Source organism: Avibacterium volantium, from assembly GCF_049366555.1.
GTDB classification, from domain to species: Bacteria; Pseudomonadota; Gammaproteobacteria; order Enterobacterales; family Pasteurellaceae; genus Avibacterium; species Avibacterium volantium_A.
This window is the reverse complement of the sequence record NZ_JBMMGT010000012.1, coordinates 26,663-46,466: the sequence shown is the minus strand read 5'-3', so window position 1 is coordinate 46,466 and position 19,804 is coordinate 26,663. Positions and strand designations below refer to the sequence as shown.

Genomic DNA, 19,804 nt, shown 5'->3' with positions numbered 1-19,804 from the left:
ATTAAGCTTTTGGCCCTGCTGCGATCAAGGCTTTACCTTCTTCGTTGGTCGCATATTTTTCAAAGTTTTTCACAAAGCGGTTTGCTAAGTCTTCCGCTTTGGCTTGCCATTGTGCCTTGTCTGCATAAGTATCACGCGGATCTAAAATTGCAGGATCAACCCCTGGCAAAGCTTTTGGAATGGCTAAGTTGAAGATTGGTAATTCAGACATTTCAGCTTTATCAATTGATCCATCTAAGATCGCATCAATAATGCCACGAGTATCTTTAATTGAGATACGTTTGCCTGTGCCGTTCCAACCTGTATTCACAAGGTAGGCTTCTGCGCCAGCGGCTTCCATACGTTTCACTAACACTTCTGCGTATTGTGTTGGGTGAAGTGATAAGAATGCGGCACCAAAACAGGCTGAGAAAGTAGGCGTTGGTTCAGTGATACCACGTTCTGTTCCCGCTAATTTTGCGGTGAAACCAGATAAGAAGTAGTATTTCGTTTGCTCTGGCGTTAATTTTGCAACTGGCGGTAACACACCGAACGCATCAGCGGTTAAGAAGATCACTTTTTTCGCGTGACCTGCTTTAGAAACTGGTTTTACAATGTTTTCAATGTGATAGATTGGGTAAGAAACACGAGTATTTTCGGTTTTTGAACCGTCATCATAATCCACTGAACCATCTGGACGCACTACCACGTTTTCTAACAAAGCATCACGTTTAATTGCGCGATAAATATCTGGCTCGCTTTCTTCAGAAAGTTTAATGGTTTTCGCATAACAACCGCCCTCATAGTTGAACACGCCATCATCGTCCCAACCGTGTTCATCATCACCAATTAATTGGCGTTTTGGATCTGTTGAAAGGGTGGTTTTACCAGTACCTGATAAACCGAAGAATACCGCAACATCGCCATCTTCACCCACGTTCGCAGAACAGTGCATTGAAGCGATACCTTTGAGCGGGAGGAAATAGTTCATCATTGAGAACATTCCTTTCTTCATCTCACCGCCGTACCAAGTACCGCCGATTAATTGAATGCCCTCAGTAATGTTGAATGCAACAAAGTTTTCAGAATTTAAACCTTGTTCTTTCCAATTTGGATTGGTTACTTTTGAACCGTTCATTACCACAAAATCAGGTTTGAAGTTTTCTAATTCCTCGGCAGAAGGACGAATAAACATATTGGTTACAAAGTGCGCTTGCCACGCCACTTCTGTAATAATACGCACGGCTAAGCGAGTATCTGGGTTTGCACCACAGAATGCGTCCACCACAAATAGGCGTTTGCCTGAAAGCTGTTTGGTTACTAACTCTTTTAAACTTTGCCAAGTGGCTTGGTTCATAGGCTTGTTATCGTTTTTCGCCGCATCGCTAGTCCACCACACGGTGTCTTTGGTTTTCTCATCTAATACGATGTATTTATCTTTCGGTGAACGACCTGTGAAAATCCCTGTATCCACCGCAACAGCACCAGATTGGGTAACCGTTCCTTTCTCAAAGCCTTCTAAACCTTCCTTAGTTTCTTCCTCGAAAAGCTGCTCATAACTTGGGTTATACACCACATCTTTTACATCATAAATACCCAAGTTACCCAATTCTGCCACTAGTTTTTTTACATCAGTCATAAGATATACCTCAATTAAGTTAATATTAAAAAAGATAGCGGTATTCTATGTGAAGTACGAAAAAAAAAATGTTAGGTAGATCTCAAAATCAGAAAAAAACCATTCCATTACTCAAAATAGTTAAGTTTTGTGATGTAAATCAAGGAAAAGGTAAGGAAAGAGAAATAAAAAAGCACGAACCAAAGTTCGTGCTAGTTGGATTATTGTGCGGAATCACGCAATTTTTCAATGGCTTCTTTATTAAAGAAATAATGCGTGCCGCAACATTCGCATTGCATATCAATGCTGCCGTTGTGTTCGGCGAGAATTTCGTCAATTTCATTTTCTGGTAATAATAGCAATGCACCGCCTGAGCGTTCTTGGGTGCAACCACAGAAAAATTCCACATTTTGTGCAGGGTAAATTTCCACGGTTTCTTCGTGATATAAACGGTAAAGCATTTCCTCTGCGCTTAGGCCAAAGATTTCTTCATCTTTTACCGTCGCCGTAAGAGTAGCAAGATGCTCAAAATCCCCTTCTTCGCCCACGCCATCTGGCATCACTTGCAATAACATTCCTGCCGCCACAGGTTCGCCATTAAATTCGCCTGTACGGATAATTAACTGGGTTTGCAACTGCTCAGAACGCACGAAATAATCTTCTAAACATTCCGTAATCGTTGGTTTATCTAAACCAATCACGCCCTGATAACGCTCGCCTTCATTTGGCGTGATGGTGATCACTAACACCCCTTTGCCAATCATTTCGCTTAGGCTCATATCATCACGCACTTCCCCTTGTAAACGGGCTAGCGCACGCATTTTTTGATCATCAGAACCATTCACTAAAGCCAAAGAGAGCGGGCCGTCCCCTTGAATTTGCACGGTAATGCTGCCGTTAAATTTTAGCGTTGCGGTTAAAAGGCTGGTCGCCACCATCATTTCGCCCAATAAATTTTGCACCACTTTCGGATAATGATGGGTGTTTAAGGTGTCTTTAAAACTTTGGTTTAAGCGTACCCACTCACCGCGTACAGCACGGTTTTTGAATAAATAGCGGTAAAGTTTGTCATTGTCTGCTTGATATGTCATTTTGTCCTCAATAAATCTTTAGGTTGTACCATTTGCTGAGTGCATTAAGAAAAGAATAGATTTCGCTTTAGGAATATGCTCCCCACGATGCTCACACTCAGCTTGGCAATGGGCTTAATATTGGGACGATTTTGCCGATCACAAGATCAATCCTGATATTTAAACTTAAGCAAATCTCTCCGCTCTTTTTTATTTGGGCGGCGTTCTGGGTTGGGCATTGCTAACGCCTGATATTTGCGAGCGATAGCGAATTTCTCACGTTTTTCTATGCTCTCGGGTGTTTCTTGATATAACAACTGAGTCTCTGGTGCACCGCGGCGTTGGTTGGAAAGGGCAAGCACTTGCACTTCTTTTTCCTCATTGCCTTGGCGTAATTTAATCAATGCCCCCACTTCCACGGTTTTGTTAGGTTTGGTACGCTGATTGTTATAATGCACCTTACCGCCGTCAATCATTTCTTTCGCAATGGTGCGAGTTTTATAAAAACGTGCCGCCCATAGCCATTTGTCTAAACGAACCTCGTTATCTTCTTGATTATCCCGTTGCTTTGCAGAATTTTTGGCCATTTTGCTTTTCCCCTTATTTTTAAAGTGCGGTGTTTTTTTCCGTATTTTATGCCATAAGACAAGATTTAGACAAAAATCTGATCCGAACTAATAAAATTCAGATAGAATGAAGCATTTTTATAACAAAATCGAGGAAAAAACGATGCAACATTCAACTTCTTCGCCTAGTTTGAAAGAGCTGACCTTTCGCGGAATGTTCTTAGGGGCGTTAATTACGGTGATTTTCACCGCATCAAATGTTTATCTTGGGCTAAAAGTGGGGCTGACGTTCGCCTCATCAATCCCTGCCGCAGTAATATCAATGGCGGTGCTGAAAATGTTTTCAGGCTCAAATATTTTAGAAAATAATATGGTGCAAACCCAAGCCTCAGCCGCGGGTACGCTTTCTTCAGTGATTTTCGTCATCCCAGGATTGTTGATGATGGGATACTGGCAAGACTTTTCCTTTTGGCAAACCTTATTAATTTGTGCTGCTGGGGGGATTTTAGGGGTGATTTTCACCGTGCCATTACGCCAAGTGATGGTGGCAAAAAGTGATTTACCTTATCCAGAAGGCGTTGCCGCAGCGGAAATTCTCAAAGCGGGCAACCACGAAGAAGGAAAAGGCGATAGCGGCATTAAAGAGATCGCAGCAGGTGGTGTGATTGCCGCCGTGGTGAGCTTTGCCACCAATGGATTACGCCTGATTGCCGATGGTGCAAGTCTGTGGTTTAAAGGGGGAAATGCCGTTTTCCAAGTGCCGATGGGCTTCTCCCTCGCCTTATTAGGGGCAGGTTATTTAGTGGGAATTGTAGGGGGTATCGCCATTTTAGTGGGAATTTTCCTCACTTGGGGCGTTGCTGTACCTTATTTCACCAGCGCCTCACCAGTGCCTGTGGACGCGGATATGGTGGGCTATGCGATGGGTATTTGGAAAAGTAAAGTGCGTTTTATCGGTGTGGGAACCATCGGCATTGCGGCAATTTGGACATTGCTGGTGTTAATGAAACCGATGATCCAAGGAATGGCACAATCTTTCCGTGCGTTAAAAGATCCTTCAGCACAAACCAATGATCGCACACAACTTGATTTATCCCCTAAATCAATGATTTATATCACAATCGCCGCAATCGCCTTAATTATGGTGGCACTTCACCACTTCATCGCACAAGCACCGATTGCTACAGAATATGCCCTGTTATTTGTTATTGTGTGTACCTTCTTAGCGGTGTTTATCGGCTTTTTCGTTGCCGCAGCCTGTGGTTATATGGCAGGGCTTGTGGGATCATCATCTAGCCCAATCTCTGGTATTGGGATTATTTCCGTGGTCATCACCTCCCTCACCTTATTCTTACTCGGCAAAATGACGGGCTTAATCGACTCGCCAGAGGGAATGAAATTTCTCACTGCATTGACCATTTTTACTGGCTCAATCGTCATCACCACTGCGGCGATTTCTAACGACAACCTGCAAGATCTCAAAACTGGGTTGTTGGTGCAAGCTACCCCTTGGCGTCAACAAGTGGCATTAATTATCGGCTGTGTGGTAGGTGCGTTCGTCATCGCCCCCGTGCTAGAAATTCTCTACCACGCCTATGGCTTCACAGGGGCATTACCGCGTGCGGATATGGATCCAAGCCAAGCGCTTTCTGCACCGCAAGCCACCTTAATGACCACCATCGCCACAGGAATTTTCTCCAGTAATTTAGAATGGCGTTATATCTTTATGGGGATCGGATTAGGCTTAGCCCTCATCATCATTGATACGCTATTGAAAAAAGCCAGCCAACATCGCTTTGCCCTGCCTGCCCTCGCTGTGGGAATGGGGATTTATTTACCTCCAGTTGTAAATATGCCTATCGTCATTGGTGCTGTGCTAGCTTGGTTTATCAACCGACACTTAACGGCTTATGCACAACGCAACGGTAAAAATCTTAATGATGTGAAGAAAAAAGCAGAACGCTACGGCACCTTATTCGCCGCAGGTTTGATTGTGGGGGAAAGCTTAATTGGCGTGATTCTCGCCTTTATCATCGCCGCTTCTGTTACTTCTGGCGGTTCAGATGCACCGCTTGCACTTTCATTAGAAAACTGGGACAGCACCGCAGAATGGCTCGGATTAGCCGTTTTCATTCTCGGCGTGATCATCTACGCCCTGCGTGTCCTACGTGCGAAAAATACATAAAAATCCCACCGCACTTTGAATGTTGAAAGTAAAACGAAAGTGCGGTGTTTTTTACCGTTATTTTTGTATTGAGAAAATTAAGAAAAAATAGCGTTAAAAAGCACCGCACTATTTGTTTATTTTTATAAAACAAGAATTATTCAACCAACTGCAGGGACGTATCACATACGCTGCCATCATAAGGTCAAGCCACTATAGACTGCCCTCCCCCCACTTTTGCCCTTTGCTAGCCCCTTTGTTATACTCTCCCTATTGTTTCATTGTTTAGGTCGTGGTTGTGTTACTTCATTCTTCTTTGTTGCAATCGGTATTGGCACTCGCGGAGCAGGCGGGTGAGCATCTCAATCAGTTTTATCACAAAAATCTTCAGTCGGAACTTAAGGCAGACAATACGCCCGTAACGGAAGCGGATTTGTTTGTGAGCCAATTTTTGATCGAAAAACTCACCGCACTTACCCCTCGGCTTCCCGTGTTGTCAGAAGAAAGTTGCAAGATGCCTTTTGCTGAACGTCAACAATGGCAGACTTATTGGCTGGTTGATCCGTTGGACGGCACGCAGCAATTTATTAATCGCACGGGTAACTTTTCCGTATTGATTGCTTTGGTACATCACAACCGCCCTGTGCTTGGGGTGATTCATTCCCCGCAATCGCAAAGCACTTATTACGCGATGCAAGGTAGCGGAGCGTATAAAAAAACCTCGCACAAAACCACCGCACTTTTACCGCAGCCCCTTGATTTTACACAGCCGATCCGCATTGCCGTCGGTTCACACTCGGCGGCAAAGAAAGTGCGGTCTGTTTTGAACCCTGTTTTTTCTTATGATTTCCATATCATCGGCTCAAGTGGGATTAAAAGTGCGTTGGTGGCGGAGGGTTCGGCGGATTGTTATGTGCGATTGGGTGAAACCGGCGAATGGGACACGGCAGCGGCAGAAATTATTTTAGCGGAAATGGGCGGCAAAATTTTTGATCCGCATTTCCAGCCACTCACTTATAATCAGCGGGAAACCTTGGTGAACCCTGATTTTGTGATGGTGGCAGACGCGCAGTTAAACTGGCACAACATCTTTCAATTTAATTAATGAGAACTATTGGTAATTTGCCAAATTTGGGCATATTATTACCACTCTTTTAAAAATGGATAGCAATCATATGACAAACCTCAACGCAGAAAAAAACTGTATCGTGATTTTTGGGGCTTCGGGCGATTTGACCCACCGTAAATTAATCCCCGCACTGTACAATTTATATAAACTCGGGCGTTTAGCGGAAGATTTTTCCGTGCTAGGCGTAGCAAGAACAGAAATGACCGATGAGCAATTCCGTGAAAAAATGCGTCAGGCATTGATCAAAACGGAAAAAGCGGAAGGCGAGATGCTTGAGCATTTTTGTAGCCATCTGTATTACCAAACCATCAACACTTCTGATGCGAAAGATTATGGCAAACTGGTGCCTCGTTTAGCAGAATTACACGAAAAATATCACACCGAAGGCAACACGCTTTATTATATGTCCACACCGCCAAGCCTTTATGGCGTGATTCCAGAATGCCTTGCCGCACACGGTTTAAATACCGAAGAACATGGCTGGAAGCGTTTAATAGTGGAAAAACCGTTTGGTTACGACATTAAAACTGCCAAAACCTTAGATATTCAAATTCACCGTTTCTTTGAAGAGCATCAAATTTACCGTATCGACCATTATCTTGGTAAAGAAACTGTGCAAAACCTGTTGGTGTTGCGTTTTTCTAACGGCTTATTTGAACCCTTATGGAACCGCAACTTCATTGATTATATTGAGATCACTGGCGCTGAAAAACTTGGTGTGGAAGAGCGTGGTGGCTATTATGACGGTTCTGGCGCAATGCGTGATATGTTCCAAAACCACTTATTGCAAGTGTTGGCGATGATCGCTATGGAACCGCCAGCAATTATTAACGCTGATTCAATGCGTGATGAAGTGGCGAAAGTGCTACATTGCTTGCACCCATTGAGCGAAGAAGACGTGAAAAACAATCTCGTACTCGGGCAATACACACGCGGTTTCATTGATGGCAAAGAAGTGAAAGGCTATCTTGAAGAAAAAGGCGTGCCGCCAGATTCTAATACGGAAACCTATATGGCGCTGCGTTGCGAAATTGACAACTGGCGTTGGGCAGGTGTGCCATTTTATGTGCGTACCGGAAAACGCTTACCTGCGCGCGTAACAGAAGTGGTGATTCATTTTAAAACCACACCACACCCAGTATTTAGCCAAAATGCGCCAGAAAACAAATTGATCATTCGCATTCAACCTGATGAAGGCATTTCAATGCGTTTCGGCTTGAAAAAACCGGGTGCTGGCTTTGAAGCCAAAGAAGTGTCAATGGATTTCCGCTATGCGGATCTAGCGCAACCAAGTTTATTAAGCGCTTACGACCGTTTATTGCTTGATGCAATGAAAGGTGATGCCACCCTATTCGCGCGTACCGATGCCGTACACGCCTGCTGGAAATTTGTACAACCGATTTTGGATTACAAAGCCGCACGCGGCCGTATTTACGATTACGAAGCAGGCACTTGGGGGCCAACAGAAGCGGATAAATTGATTGCTCGCACAGGGCGCGTTTGGCGTAAACCAAGTGGTTTAATGAAGAAAAAAGTCTAACCCAATCCCCCCGCTCTTACGGGAGCGAGGGGATCTTCGGAGAACAGAATGAACAACGTTATTTTTGAAAATGCACAAAGTGCAGTGGAAAAAATCGCTGAAGAACTCAAGCAATACAGCCTTGAAGGTCGCCCTGTGCATATTTCACTTTCAGGCGGCAGCACGCCAAAACTTTTGTTTAAAACCTTGGCAGCCGCACCGTACAACCAAGCTATCCAATGGAAAAACTTGCATTTCTGGTGGGGCGATGATCGTATGGTTGCCCCTTCTGATCCTGAAAGCAATTATGGTGAAGTACAAAAATTATTGTTCGATCATATTGAGATTCCAGCAGAAAACATTCACCGCATTCGTGGTGAAGCCCCAGTGGAGCAGGAACTCGCACGCTTTCAAAATGAACTGGCAGAAGTCGTGCCGAACGGCGAGTTTGATTGGATTATTTTAGGAATGGGGGCAGACGGGCATACCGCCTCATTATTCCCGCATCAAACCAATTTTGATGATGAAAATTTAGCGGTGATCGCCAAACACCCAGAAACAGGGCAAGTGCGAATTTCTAAAACCTCCAAATTACTTGAGCAAGCTAAACGCATTACCTATTTGGTAACAGGCGCGGGCAAAGCGGAGATCTTAAAAGAAATCCAAAGCACACCAGCGGAAAACCTGCCTTACCCTGCGGCGAAAATCAAGGCAAAAAATGGCGTAACGGAATGGTATTTGGATAAAGACGCAGCGAAGTTGTTGTAATAAAATGAAAGTGCGGTGATTTTTTGGGAAATTTTTATTGGGAAAATAAATGGAGCAACTGGATCTTTCAGCGTTAGAAAAAGCGTTTCACTCACTTGAAATGACCTTAGCCAAACTGGCGGATAAACAATGGTTTGCTGCACAAGAAAACATTGTGCAAGACACTCTTATCGCTGGCTGCATTCAAAAATTTGAATTTGTTTATGAGCTAAGCATTAAAATGATGAAGCGCCAATTAAAGCTGATTGCCGAAGCTCCCGATAAAATTGACAGTGCAGATTTCCGTGATATTTTACGTTTGAGTGCCAAAGCAGGCTTGATTGAGCAAGTGGAAGATTGGCTGCTCTATCGTAAAATGCGAAACATCACCTCGCACACTTATGATCAAAATAAGGCTCAGGAAATTTATGAGCAAATGATCGGCTTTCTAGCTTCTGCCAGAAACTTGCTTAGCCAATTACAACAGCGTAATAACGATGATTGATATTCAACCCCAACATCTTGAAATTGTGGCAAAAATCCTCCGCACTTATTTGAGCGAGTATGAAGTGCGTGCTTTTGGCTCAAGAGTAAAAGGCACGGCTCGCCCTTTTTCAGATCTTGATTTAGTGGTAATGACAACACAGCCCCTTTCTTTAAGAACGCTATGCGAAGTCGAAAATGCGTTTTCAGAAAGTGATTTACCTTGGCAAGTGGATATTGTGGATTGGGCAACAACATCAGCAGAATTTCAGCAGATTATTTTGCAGAAATCCGTTGTGATTCAACAACAGATTTCATCAACCTAGCCTAAAAAGGCAAGCAACAGATTATAACGAAACAGGAGAAAGTAAAGTTATGAGTCAAAAAGGCGATATCGGCGTTATCGGTTTAGCGGTAATGGGACAAAACTTAATTTTAAATATGAACGACCACGGCTTTAAAGTGGTGGCGTATAACCGTACCACCTCAAAAGTGGACGAGTTCTTAGAAGGGCCAGCGAAAGGCACAAATATTATCGGTGCTTATTCCTTAGAAGATCTGGTGAACAAACTCGAAAAACCACGCAAAGTGATGTTAATGGTGCGTGCGGGTGAAGTGGTTGATCAATTCATCAACGCGTTACTACCTTATTTAGAAGAAGGCGACATCATTATTGATGGTGGAAACTCAAACTATCCAGACACCAACCGCCGCGTAAAAGAATTAGCGGAAAAAGGCATTCGCTTTGTGGGTGCGGGCGTATCAGGCGGTGAAGAAGGCGCGCGTCACGGGCCATCAATTATGCCAGGTGGTAACGCAGAAGCTTGGCCTTATGTAAAACCTATCCTGCAAGCAATCTCTGCCAAAACGGACAAAGGCGAACCTTGCTGTGACTGGGTAGGCCAAGAAGGTGCAGGGCATTTCGTGAAAATGGTGCATAACGGCATTGAATACGGCGATATGCAACTTATCTGTGAAGCCTATCAATTCTTAAAAGATGGCTTAGGTTTAAGCTATGACGAAATGCAAAAAATCTTCGCTGAATGGAAAAAAACCGAGCTGGATAGCTATTTAATCGACATCACCACCGATATTCTTGGTTATAAAGATGCCGATGGCGAGCCATTGGTAGAAAAAATCTTAGACACCGCAGGACAAAAAGGGACTGGTAAATGGACAGGGATCAACGCCCTTGATTTCGGTATTCCATTAACCTTAATCACCGAATCTGTGTTTGCCCGCTGCGTATCTTCATTTAAAGATCAACGTGTTGCCGCAGCAAAATTATTCCACAAAACCATTCAACCAGTGGAAGGGGATAAACAAGTTTGGATCGAGGCGGTACGCAAAGCCTTGCTCGCGTCAAAAATTATTTCATACGCACAAGGATTTATGCTGATCCGTGAAGCCTCAGAAAACTTTGGTTGGAACATTAACTACGGCGCAACGGCCTTATTATGGCGTGAAGGTTGTATCATTCGTAGCCGTTTCTTAGGCAATATTCGTGATGCTTATGAATCCAACCCAGATCTGATTTTCTTAGGCTCAGATCCATACTTCAAAAACATCTTAGAAAACGCCTTAGGCGACTGGCGTAAAGTGGTCGCAAAATCTATCGAAGTGGGAATTCCAATGCCTTGTATGGCGTCTGCAATCACGTTCTTAGATGGCTATACTTCCGCTGACTTACCAGCTAACTTACTACAAGCGCAGCGTGATTACTTTGGTGCGCACACTTATGAACGCAAAGACAAACCACGCGGTGAGTTCTTCCACACAAACTGGACAGGACGTGGCGGTAACACTGCATCAACCACTTATGATGTATAATTAATATGACGAGCGATGGGCCTGCCTATCGCTCTTTTTGCATAAAATAAAGTGCGGTGTAAAATTTCGTACTTTTTCCATTCATAAAAAATAGGAGTCATAAAATGAAAAAAGAGAATCCCGTAGAATGCGTAGGCTGCAACACCTTTGACGTTGGCACTATCATCGACAATAGCAACTGCACCAGCCACGTTGAACGTGTTTATGCCACAGAAGCAGAAGCTGATCTTGCCTTACAAGAATTCACCCAAAAAGCGAGCGCTGCAGAAACCGAACCTTGCCAAATTCAAGCCACAATCAGCCCCATTGACGGCGGATTTTTACTCAACGCTGATTTCACATTTAGCTGCCAAGCGGAATCCTTAATTTTTGAATTAGGCTTACGTTAATCAAACCAACACAAGGGGCTAAATTTAGCCCCTAAATTCAATTCCTGAGCATCAAATGAAATTTACAGTAAAACGCATTTACGACAAAGATTTTTCCCCAAATGATTTCCGTGTCCTGATCGACCGTCTTTGGCCAAGAGGCATTGCTAAACTAGAAGCCCACATTGCCCTTTGGGAAAAAGACATCACCCCATCTTCCGAGCTAAGAACTCGCTATCACCACGCTGAAATCACTTACCCCGAATTTGCCCAACAATACGCCCAAGAACTCCAACAAAACACGTCATTAGTACAAGATTTCCTACAAAAAATCGCTAATCAAAAGGAAGTCGTATTAGTTACCGCAGTGAAAGATATTGAACACAGCCATATTCCTGTGTTATTAAATGTTTTAGAACAAAAATATTCTTTAACCCATAAAAAAATGAGAGCCGTTTGGCTCTCATTTACTCTATTCTTAAACTATTTAAATATTCTTGAGAATGAGTTACTTATTTTTACCTCTAATCCATAAATCGGCATATTTAACAAAGGTAGAATGCCCCGAAAGAACGGCTAATAAAAAGCCTTCTTTTCCATCTAAAAATCCTGCTTTTAATAGATACATTTTTGCGAAAGTTGCAATGCCGTGCGTAATCCCTTGAAACAGCGTGGCTTTTTTGCCTTGTCTATGGCGTTGTTCCGCCCAAGCTTGCGCATAGTTAGCTGATTTCACCAAGTAATGATGTAAATTTTTATAAGGATAATGCAGCAAGTTACCCGCCAATTTTTCCACTTTTGTATTGACAGGATACACCACTTTTTCGTGAACTAAGGCATCGTTATAGCCTGCATACTGGGTTTGATACAAACGCACTACATAATCAGGATACCAACCCGAATGGCGAATTAAGCGCCCGAACACTTCGCTAATGCGTGGAATATCGTACACCACATTCGGCAAATTGTTTGCCACCGCTTGCTGAATATTTTCCCGTAACTCATCGGTTACCCGTTCATCAGCGTCTAGCCATAGCACATAATCGGACGTAACATATTGCTGGGCAAGTTGGCGTTGTTTGCCAAAGCCTTGCCAATCGGTATTTTCATAGAATTTCGCGCCATATTGTAGGGCGATTTCTTTGGTATTATCGGTACTGCCCGAATCTAAAATCACAATCTCGTCCACCCAATCTTTCACACTGGCTAAGCATTGTGCAAGATCTTGCTGTTCATTTTTTACAATCATTGCAACGCTAATGGTTGGCATAATTTATCCCTTTTTTAAAATCACTTTTGCGCTAGTGTAACGGATCTTTGCTGAAAAGAAAAAAGAATGAAAAAATCACCGCACTTTATTTTTCAGGGGATAAGCAATTAACCATTATGCTTAATGTTGCTTGCACCACCCAGCCAATAGAAAAAGCAAACAATAATGTGCCAATGCCCACTGTGCCGCCGAGCATAAAGCCTAATACACAAACGGTAACTTCCATAATGGTTCTGACAATACCAACCTTGCAGTGAAAGCGGTGGCAAAGCCCAACCATTAGTCCATCTCTTGGTCCGCCACCTTGATGGCAGGTGAGATAAAACGCGGAGGCGATCCCAAAGAGCAAAATCCCGATGATGGCATAGCCAATACGCAATAGAATTCCACTTGGAGCTGGCAGAAAAGCAACACTAATGCCTAAAGCCAAGGCAACCAAAAGCATATTTAAGATTGTCCCTAAGCCGACACGGAGTTTGAGTGGCAGCCACATTAGCATCACCAATGCGCTAATCAATAATGATGCCCAGCCTACGCTAAATCCTGCCTGTAACGCAATGCCTTGTGAAAGTACTGTCCAAGGGGCTGAGCCGAGGTTAGAAAGCAAAAGCAATCCTTCGCCAAGCCCTAAAATCAATAAAGAAAGGATAAGTACGCATAAGGGCTGAAGCTCCACAGACCAGAAGTTTTTTGCTGTCCAAGGCGTTTTAGGGAGAACTTTAAATTGATTTTTCATAAATAAATTTGTCGTAAATTTGCACCGCACTTTTAGTTGTGATGATAAAGGAAATTTGCCTAAATCCCAACTTCTTAATCTCTATAACATATAGCTAAAACGTTTAAGAAATTGTTGCTTTTTACAGCAAAGCAATCGCTTGCCTTCACATTTTTGTACATTTTTGCAAGCATTTCATTACAAAAAACTGTAGAATTAGCTCGCTTTTTTATATCAATTTTACATTTAAGGAAATTCTAATATGAGTAGCTTAATAAGTGTGCTAGGCATTGTTGTACTTCTTGCTATTGCCGTTCTATTATCCAGCAATCGCCGTGCGATTAGTTTGCGTACTGTAGGAGGTGCGTTATTAATTCAAATTCTGATCGGTGCATTTATTCTTTATGTGCCTGTTGGTCGTGATATTTTGCTGTCCTTATCCAATGGCGTAAGCAAAGTGATTAATTACGGTAACGAAGGGGTTCAATTTGTCTTTGGTGGGTTAGCCACTGACGCCTCTTTCAAAGCCTTTGGTAATGATGGTTTTATTTTCGCCATTCGTGTGTTACCGATCATCGTGTTCTTCTCTGCGTTAATTTCCTTACTTTATTACATTGGCATTATGCAATTTATTATCCGCATTATCGGTGGCGGCTTGCAAAAAGTGTTAGGCACATCGAAAGCCGAATCAATGTCGGCAGCGGCAAACATTTTCGTAGGACAAACAGAAGCGCCATTAGTGGTGAAACCTTATATCAGCAAAATGACTGAATCCGAATTATTTGCTGTAATGTGTGGTGGTTTAGCTTCTATCGCAGGTTCTGTATTGGCAGGTTATGCTGGCTTAGGCGTGCCATTGCCATACTTGATTGCTGCTTCTTTTATGGCTGCACCAGCAGGTTTATTATTTGCAAAATTAATTATGCCACAAACCGAAAAATTCAATGATGACATTGAAAAAGTAGATTTGGAACAGCCTTCTAATATTTTAGATGCAGCAGCAGCAGGGGCTTCATCTGGTATGCAGTTGGCAATGAATGTGGGCGCAATGTTGATTGCCTTCGTAGCATTAATTGCCTTAGTCAATGGTTTATTAGGTGGTATCGGCAACTGGTTTGGTATGCCTGAACTTTCTCTTGGCTTAATTTTAGGTTGGATTTTCCGCCCTCTGGCTTGGGTAATTGGTGTACCTTGGGACGAAGCTGCGGTTGCAGGTCAAATGATCGGGATTAAATTAGCGGTGAACGAATTTGTTGGCTACTTAGAATTTGCCCCTTACCTTGCTGCGGACGCTGCGGTACAATTAAGCGATAAAACCAAAGCGATTATTACTTTCGCCCTTTGTGGTTTCGCCAACTTCAGCTCTATCGCCATCTTAATCGGTGGATTAGGTGGAATGGCACCAAGCCGCCGTGGTGATATTGCGCGTCTTGGTATCAAAGCGGTGATCGCAGGATCATTAGCAAATCTGATGAGTGCAACCATTGCAGGTTTATTTATCGGTTTAAGTGGTGCTGCACTATAAAATGTAAGAAAAGTGCGGTAAAATTTCACCGAATTTTTTCGATAACACCACGACATTGTTCGTGGTGTTGTCATATTAAGGCAAAGAAAACGTTTGCTATTGTAATAACGGTAATCACACACAAGGTAAGAGATTTCCTTGAGCAATCATTTTTCAACATAACGCAAACATTCTGTTGCCTGAAAAACAGAGTTCAATAATTAAGGAGCTTAAAATGAAACGCGTATTTATAATGATGTTAGACTCTTTCGGTATCGGTTCAAGTGAAGATGCAGAAAAATTTGGCGATAAAGGAGCGAACACCTTAGGCCATATTGCACAACGTTGTGCGGAAGGGCTAGAAGACAAAAATGGCCGCAAAGGCCCACTTCATCTGCCTAACTTTGAAAAACTCGGCTTAGGCTTGGCTGCGAAAGAATCTTGCGGTGAATTGCCAGCGGGTTTTAACCCTACGCCAAATTTAATCGGCGGTTATGCTTATGCAAAAGAAATTTCTTCAGGTAAAGACACTCCATCAGGACACTGGGAGATCGCAGGCGTTCCCGTGTTATTTGATTGGGGCTACTTCCCAGAACACGAAAACAGCTTCCCACAAGCGCTTTTAGATCGTATTGTTGAACGTGCGGGGCTTGATGGCTATCTCGGCAACTGTCATTCTTCTGGCACGGTGATCTTAGATCAGCTTGGTGAAGAACATATGAAAACGGGCAAACCGATTTTCTACACCTCGGCAGATTCCGTTTTCCAAATTGCTTGCCACGAAGAAACCTACGGCTTGGAAAAACTTTACGAATTATGTGAAATCGTGCGTGAAGAACTGGCTGATTACAACATTGGCCGCGTAATCGCTCGCCCATTTGTGGGCAACAAAGCGGGCGAATTTTCTCGCACAGGTAACCGTAAAGACTACGCCATTGAGCCACCTGCCAAAACCGTATTACAAAAACTAGTGGAAGAAAAACAAGGCGATGTGATTTCTATCGGCAAAATTGCGGATATTTACGCACACACGGGAATCACCGAAAAAGTGAAAGCCACGGGCTTGGAAGAATTATTCGACAAAACCCTTGTGGAAGTGAAAAGAGCGGGTGAAAATTCCATTGTTTTCACCAACTTTGTAAACTTTGACTCTGATTTCGGCCATCGCCGTGATGTAGCAGGTTATGCTGCTGCATTAGAATACTTCGACAGCCGTATTCCAGAATTATTAGCCTTAATGAACGAAGATGATTTACTCATTTTCACAGCTGACCACGGTTGCGACCCAACTTGGCACGGCACGGATCACACTCGCGAGCATATCCCTGTGCTATTATACGGTTCGCAAGTGCCAAAACAATTCTTAGGCAAACGCGACACTTTCGCTGACGTAGGGCAAACTGTCGCTGATTATTTTGATCTGCCGCCAATGGATTACGGCAAATCAATCATTGATTTTCACCATCAAGATTAACTTTAAGAGGATAGATTATGACTCCACATATTAACGCACCCGCTGGGGCTTTTGCTGACGTAGTATTAATGCCTGGCGACCCGTTGCGTGCTAAATATATTGCTGAAACCTTTTTAGACGATGCCAAAGAAGTAACCAACGTGCGTAATATGCTTGGCTACACAGGCACATACAAAGGTCGTAAAATCTCTGTAATGGGACACGGAATGGGTATTCCGTCTTGCTCTATTTATGCCAAAGAGCTGATCACTGAATACGGCGTAAAAAAAATTATCCGCGTCGGTTCGTGCGGTGCCGTGCGTCCAGATGTGAAATTGCGTGAAGTGATCATCGGGCTTGGCGCTTGTACGGATTCCAAAGTGAACCGCATTCGCTTTAAAGATAACGATTTTGCTGCTATTGCCGATTTTGATATGACCCAAGCTGCCGTGCAAGCGGCAAAAAACAAAGGCATCAATGTGCGTGTGGGAAACCTTTATTCTGCTGATCTGTTCTATACGCCAGATGTGGAAATGTTTGACGTAATGGAAAAATACGGCATTTTGGGCGTAGAAATGGAAGCCGCGGGCATTTATGGTGTTGCTGCAGAATTTGGTGCAAAAGCCTTAACTATCTGTACCGTATCAGACCACATTCGCACACACGAGCAAACCACCGCAGAAGAACGCCAACTTACGTTCAATGAGATGATTGAAATTGCGTTAGAAAGCGTATTGCTTGGTGAGCAGGCTTAATTTTTAACAAAATCTCACCGCACTTTACTTTATTTGCGAAATAAGTGCGGTGATTTTTTTGCCTATTTTTCATCTTCTTGATCCTTGCCATATCTCACGCACGAAAATATTGCTATAATTTTCCGCAATTTATTTTCATCTCAATCATCTAAAATGTTAAAGCGATTCACCCAAAAAATTCGTCATTTTATTCACCGAAAATTACGCCAAAGTTATCGTATTTCGCGTAAAACCATTGAGTTTTCCTGCTTATTGATCGGCGCGGCGTTGGTGTCCTTATTCTCACTAGGCTTTGCGAAATTTGCCGATCTTGCCTTACATTGGAATGCCCAATGGAGTGCAAAATATACTTATGCCGTATGGCTAGTGCTGCCCTTAGGCTTAGCCTTTTTGGCTTGGGTAACGGCCAAATATACTCCTTATGTTTCGGGCAGTGGTATTCCTCAAGTTATCGCCTCTATTGATATGCCTTACAGTGCCAATAAAAGTAAACTCATCGCTTTTGGGCAAACCCTGTGGAAAATCCCGCTCACTTTTTTGGCGATGCTGTTTGGGGCTTCCGTTGGACGGGAAGGGCCTTCAGTGCAAGTGGGGGCAGCGGTGATGTATGCGTGGGGCAATGTTTGCCGTCGCCACGGCTTAGCATTCAAAGGACTAAACGCCAATGAACTAATGGCAACAGGGGCGGCGGGAGGATTGGCTGCGGCGTTCAATGCCCCATTAGGCGGTGTAATTTTTGCCATTGAAGAACTCGGGCGGGGCATTTTATTACGCTGGGAACGTCGTGTATTGCTCGGCGTATTGGCTGCTGGATTTATTTTAGTTGCTATTGAAGGCAATAATCCTTATTTCCCCAATTATCACGGGCAAACTTCCGTACCCTATATGTTTCTATGGGTGATCCTCTGCGGCGTAGTGAGCGGGGTGTTAGGCGGCGTTTTTGCGTGGTTACTCGCCAAAGGTGTTGCAGGCACAGCCCCCGCAAAAATGCGTGGTTGGATTCGCCGCCACCCTATTTACACGGCGTTTATTTTAGGCTTGATCCTTGCAGGACTTGGTACATTCACTCACGGACAAACTTACGGCACGGGTTACGAAGTCGTAACCAAAGCCCTTGATGGTCAAACCGTTGCCTCAGAAGTTGGGATAAGTAAATTATTTGCTACGGTTGCCACTTATTGGACTGGCACAGCAGGCGGAATTTTCACCCCAGCACTCACTACTGGGGCGGGGATTGGTGTTCAAGTTTGGTCGCTTACGGGAGAAATTGTCGATCAACGCCTTTTAGTTTTGCTCTGTATGGCAGCATTTTTGGCGGGAGCAACTCAATCCCCTGTTACGGCAAGTGTGATCGTGATGGAAATGACTGCGAGTGAGCCTGTATTATTTTGGCTCTTGATTTGTAGCCTAATCGCTTCTATTATTTCACGCCAATTTAACGCAAAACCGTTCTATCATTTTGCAGCGGGACGCTTTCGCCAACGTATCCAAGAGGAAGCGAAGCAACAAGAGCCCATAAAACAAGACGCAGTGAAACAAGAAGTAACAAAGCAAGCCGTACAAGAAGAAAACAAATAATGAATCAACAAAAATCAACAAAAAAAACACCGCACTTTTATCGTGGGCGATTTTCTGTCGCCCCAATGCTGGATTGGACAACCCGCCATTGCCGCTATTTTCACCGTCAGTTTAGCCAGCACGCCTTACTTTATACGGAAATGGTCACCATAGGGGCGATCATTCACGCCAAATACGATCATTTAGAATTTGATCTGGTGGAAAACCCTGTGGCACTTCAGCTTGGCGGTAGCGATCCCGAGCAGTTGCAACATTGTGCTAGGTTGGCAGAACAACGGGGCTATCAAGAAATTAATCTCAATGTAGGTTGCCCCTCTGATCGCGTACAAAATGGAATGTTCGGGGCGTGCTTAATGGCGAAAGCGGATTTAGTTGCTCAGTGTGTTGAACAAATGCAATCCGCCGTGAACATTCCCGTTACGGTGAAAACGCGTATTGGTATTGATGATTTAGACAGCTATGAATTTCTTTGTGATTTCGTGCAGAAAGTAAGTCAAGCAGGCTGCCAAGAATTGATTGTTCATGCGCGCAAAGCGTGGCTCAGCGGTTTAAGCCCAAAAGAAAATCGCGAAATCCCGCCGCTTGATTACGATCGTGTTTATCAGCTAAAACGCGATTTCCCACAGCTTTTGATTAGCATTAACGGCGGCATTAAAACCCTTGAAGAAATGCAACAGCATTTGCGTTATGTGGACGGCGTTATGGTGGGGCGTGAAGCCTATCAGAACCCAAGTTTATTAGGTTACATTGACCAAGCTTTGTTTGATCCGCAAAGCTCCATTGTGCGCCCAAGAGAAGCGGTGGAAAAAATGTTCCCTTATATTGAGCAACAGCTCACGCAAGGCGTTCACCTCAACCACATCACACGCCATATGCTTGGTGCATTCCAAAACTGTAAAGGCGCACGCCAATGGCGCAGACACCTCAGCGAAAACGCCCATAAAGCCGGGGCCGGCATAGAAGTTGTGGAGCAAGCCTTGGCGTTTATAGGGGAATAAGGAGAGAAAAAGTGCGGTGTTTTTTTACAAATTTTCTCCTAAAAGAAAGCCCTTTTGA

General features: G+C 43.7%; 19 protein-coding genes. 14 read left to right on the top strand and 5 right to left on the bottom strand.

Annotation, left to right across the window (positions count from 1 at the left end):
• Nucleotide 1 precedes the first annotated feature (1 nt).
• The 3 genes from pckA to hslR all read right to left on the bottom strand — a co-directional run bounded on the left by pckA (nt 2) and on the right by hslR (nt 3,254).
• Entirely contained in the window at nt 2-1,618 is a 1,617-nt protein-coding gene (gene pckA, locus ACLS0A_RS05420; protein ID WP_416082746.1) for a phosphoenolpyruvate carboxykinase (ATP), read from the bottom strand.
• A gap of 200 nt (nt 1,619-1,818) precedes the next feature.
• Nucleotides 1,819-2,688, bottom strand: coding sequence for an Hsp33 family molecular chaperone HslO (gene hslO, locus ACLS0A_RS05415; RefSeq protein WP_416082745.1), 870 nt, complete (start codon nt 2,686-2,688; stop codon nt 1,819-1,821).
• Between the two features lie 146 nt (nt 2,689-2,834).
• Nucleotides 2,835-3,254, bottom strand: a complete 420-nt coding sequence (gene hslR / locus ACLS0A_RS05410) for a ribosome-associated heat shock protein Hsp15 (protein ID WP_416082744.1) — start codon at nt 3,252-3,254, stop codon at nt 2,835-2,837.
• A 142-nt stretch (nt 3,255-3,396) separates the two neighbouring features.
• On the opposite strand from hslR, the gene ACLS0A_RS05405 reads away from it, so the two are divergent.
• The 9 genes from ACLS0A_RS05405 to ACLS0A_RS05365 all read left to right on the top strand — a co-directional run bounded on the left by ACLS0A_RS05405 (nt 3,397) and on the right by ACLS0A_RS05365 (nt 12,008).
• A complete protein-coding gene (locus tag ACLS0A_RS05405) occupies nt 3,397-5,418 on the top strand; it encodes an OPT family oligopeptide transporter (protein WP_416082743.1) in 2,022 nt (673 codons plus the stop codon).
• 277 nt (nt 5,419-5,695) lie between these two features.
• Nucleotides 5,696-6,502, top strand: coding sequence for a 3'(2'),5'-bisphosphate nucleotidase CysQ (cysQ, locus tag ACLS0A_RS05400; RefSeq protein WP_416082742.1), 807 nt, complete (start codon nt 5,696-5,698; stop codon nt 6,500-6,502).
• Between the two features lie 70 nt (nt 6,503-6,572).
• Complete coding sequence (gene zwf / locus ACLS0A_RS05395) at nt 6,573-8,066, top strand: glucose-6-phosphate dehydrogenase (RefSeq protein WP_416082741.1); 1,494 nt, start codon at nt 6,573-6,575, stop codon at nt 8,064-8,066.
• A gap of 48 nt (nt 8,067-8,114) precedes the next feature.
• Complete coding sequence (gene pgl, locus ACLS0A_RS05390; protein ID WP_416082740.1) at nt 8,115-8,813, top strand: 6-phosphogluconolactonase; 699 nt, start codon at nt 8,115-8,117, stop codon at nt 8,811-8,813.
• Between the two features lie 49 nt (nt 8,814-8,862).
• Nucleotides 8,863-9,297 carry a nucleotidyltransferase substrate binding protein gene (locus ACLS0A_RS05385; protein WP_416082739.1) on the top strand — a complete coding sequence of 145 codons (435 nt, stop codon included), beginning with the start codon at nt 8,863-8,865 and terminating at the stop codon, nt 9,295-9,297.
• Nucleotides 9,290-9,601 carry a nucleotidyltransferase family protein gene (locus tag ACLS0A_RS05380; RefSeq protein WP_416082738.1) on the top strand — a complete coding sequence of 104 codons (312 nt, stop codon included), beginning with the start codon at nt 9,290-9,292 and terminating at the stop codon, nt 9,599-9,601. Before ACLS0A_RS05385 ends, ACLS0A_RS05380 begins: the two co-directional genes overlap by 8 nt.
• A gap of 49 nt (nt 9,602-9,650) precedes the next feature.
• On the top strand, nt 9,651-11,105 hold the full coding sequence (gnd, locus tag ACLS0A_RS05375; protein ID WP_416082737.1) for a decarboxylating NADP(+)-dependent phosphogluconate dehydrogenase: 1,455 nt from the start codon (nt 9,651-9,653) through the stop codon (nt 11,103-11,105).
• A 104-nt stretch (nt 11,106-11,209) separates the two neighbouring features.
• A complete protein-coding gene (locus ACLS0A_RS05370; RefSeq protein WP_416082736.1) occupies nt 11,210-11,494 on the top strand; it encodes a YfcZ/YiiS family protein in 285 nt (94 codons plus the stop codon).
• A 55-nt stretch (nt 11,495-11,549) separates the two neighbouring features.
• Nucleotides 11,550-12,008, top strand: coding sequence for a DUF488 domain-containing protein (locus ACLS0A_RS05365; protein ID WP_416082735.1), 459 nt, complete (start codon nt 11,550-11,552; stop codon nt 12,006-12,008).
• Here the strand turns inward: ACLS0A_RS05365 and ACLS0A_RS05360 are convergent.
• Both ACLS0A_RS05360 and ACLS0A_RS05355 read right to left on the bottom strand, forming a co-directional pair.
• Nucleotides 11,982-12,743: a glycosyltransferase family 2 protein gene (locus ACLS0A_RS05360; RefSeq protein ID WP_416082734.1), complete on the bottom strand. Its 762-nt coding sequence runs from the start codon at nt 12,741-12,743 to the stop codon at nt 11,982-11,984. The two genes, ACLS0A_RS05365 and ACLS0A_RS05360, sit on opposite strands and share 27 nt — an antisense overlap.
• Nucleotides 12,744-12,828: 85 nt before the next feature.
• Nucleotides 12,829-13,479: a YczE/YyaS/YitT family protein gene (locus ACLS0A_RS05355; protein WP_103855377.1), complete on the bottom strand. Its 651-nt coding sequence runs from the start codon at nt 13,477-13,479 to the stop codon at nt 12,829-12,831.
• Nucleotides 13,480-13,720: 241 nt separating this feature from the next.
• Between ACLS0A_RS05355 and ACLS0A_RS05350 the strand changes: the two genes are divergently transcribed.
• The 5 genes from ACLS0A_RS05350 to dusA all read left to right on the top strand — a co-directional run bounded on the left by ACLS0A_RS05350 (nt 13,721) and on the right by dusA (nt 19,746).
• Nucleotides 13,721-14,983, top strand: coding sequence for a NupC/NupG family nucleoside CNT transporter (locus ACLS0A_RS05350; RefSeq protein ID WP_416082733.1), 1,263 nt, complete (start codon nt 13,721-13,723; stop codon nt 14,981-14,983).
• Between the two features lie 214 nt (nt 14,984-15,197).
• Nucleotides 15,198-16,436 (top strand): phosphopentomutase, encoded by a 1,239-nt coding sequence (gene deoB / locus ACLS0A_RS05345; RefSeq protein ID WP_103855375.1) that lies wholly within the window; start codon nt 15,198-15,200, stop codon nt 16,434-16,436.
• Nucleotides 16,437-16,453: 17 nt separating this feature from the next.
• Nucleotides 16,454-17,170: a purine-nucleoside phosphorylase gene (gene deoD, locus ACLS0A_RS05340; RefSeq protein ID WP_423105268.1), complete on the top strand. Its 717-nt coding sequence runs from the start codon at nt 16,454-16,456 to the stop codon at nt 17,168-17,170.
• A 153-nt stretch (nt 17,171-17,323) separates the two neighbouring features.
• Nucleotides 17,324-18,748 carry a chloride channel protein gene (locus ACLS0A_RS05335; RefSeq protein WP_423105269.1) on the top strand — a complete coding sequence of 475 codons (1,425 nt, stop codon included), beginning with the start codon at nt 17,324-17,326 and terminating at the stop codon, nt 18,746-18,748.
• Entirely contained in the window at nt 18,748-19,746 is a 999-nt protein-coding gene (dusA, locus tag ACLS0A_RS05330) for a tRNA dihydrouridine(20/20a) synthase DusA (protein WP_423105270.1), read from the top strand. Before ACLS0A_RS05335 ends, dusA begins: the two co-directional genes overlap by 1 nt.
• Nucleotides 19,747-19,804 lie beyond the last annotated feature (58 nt).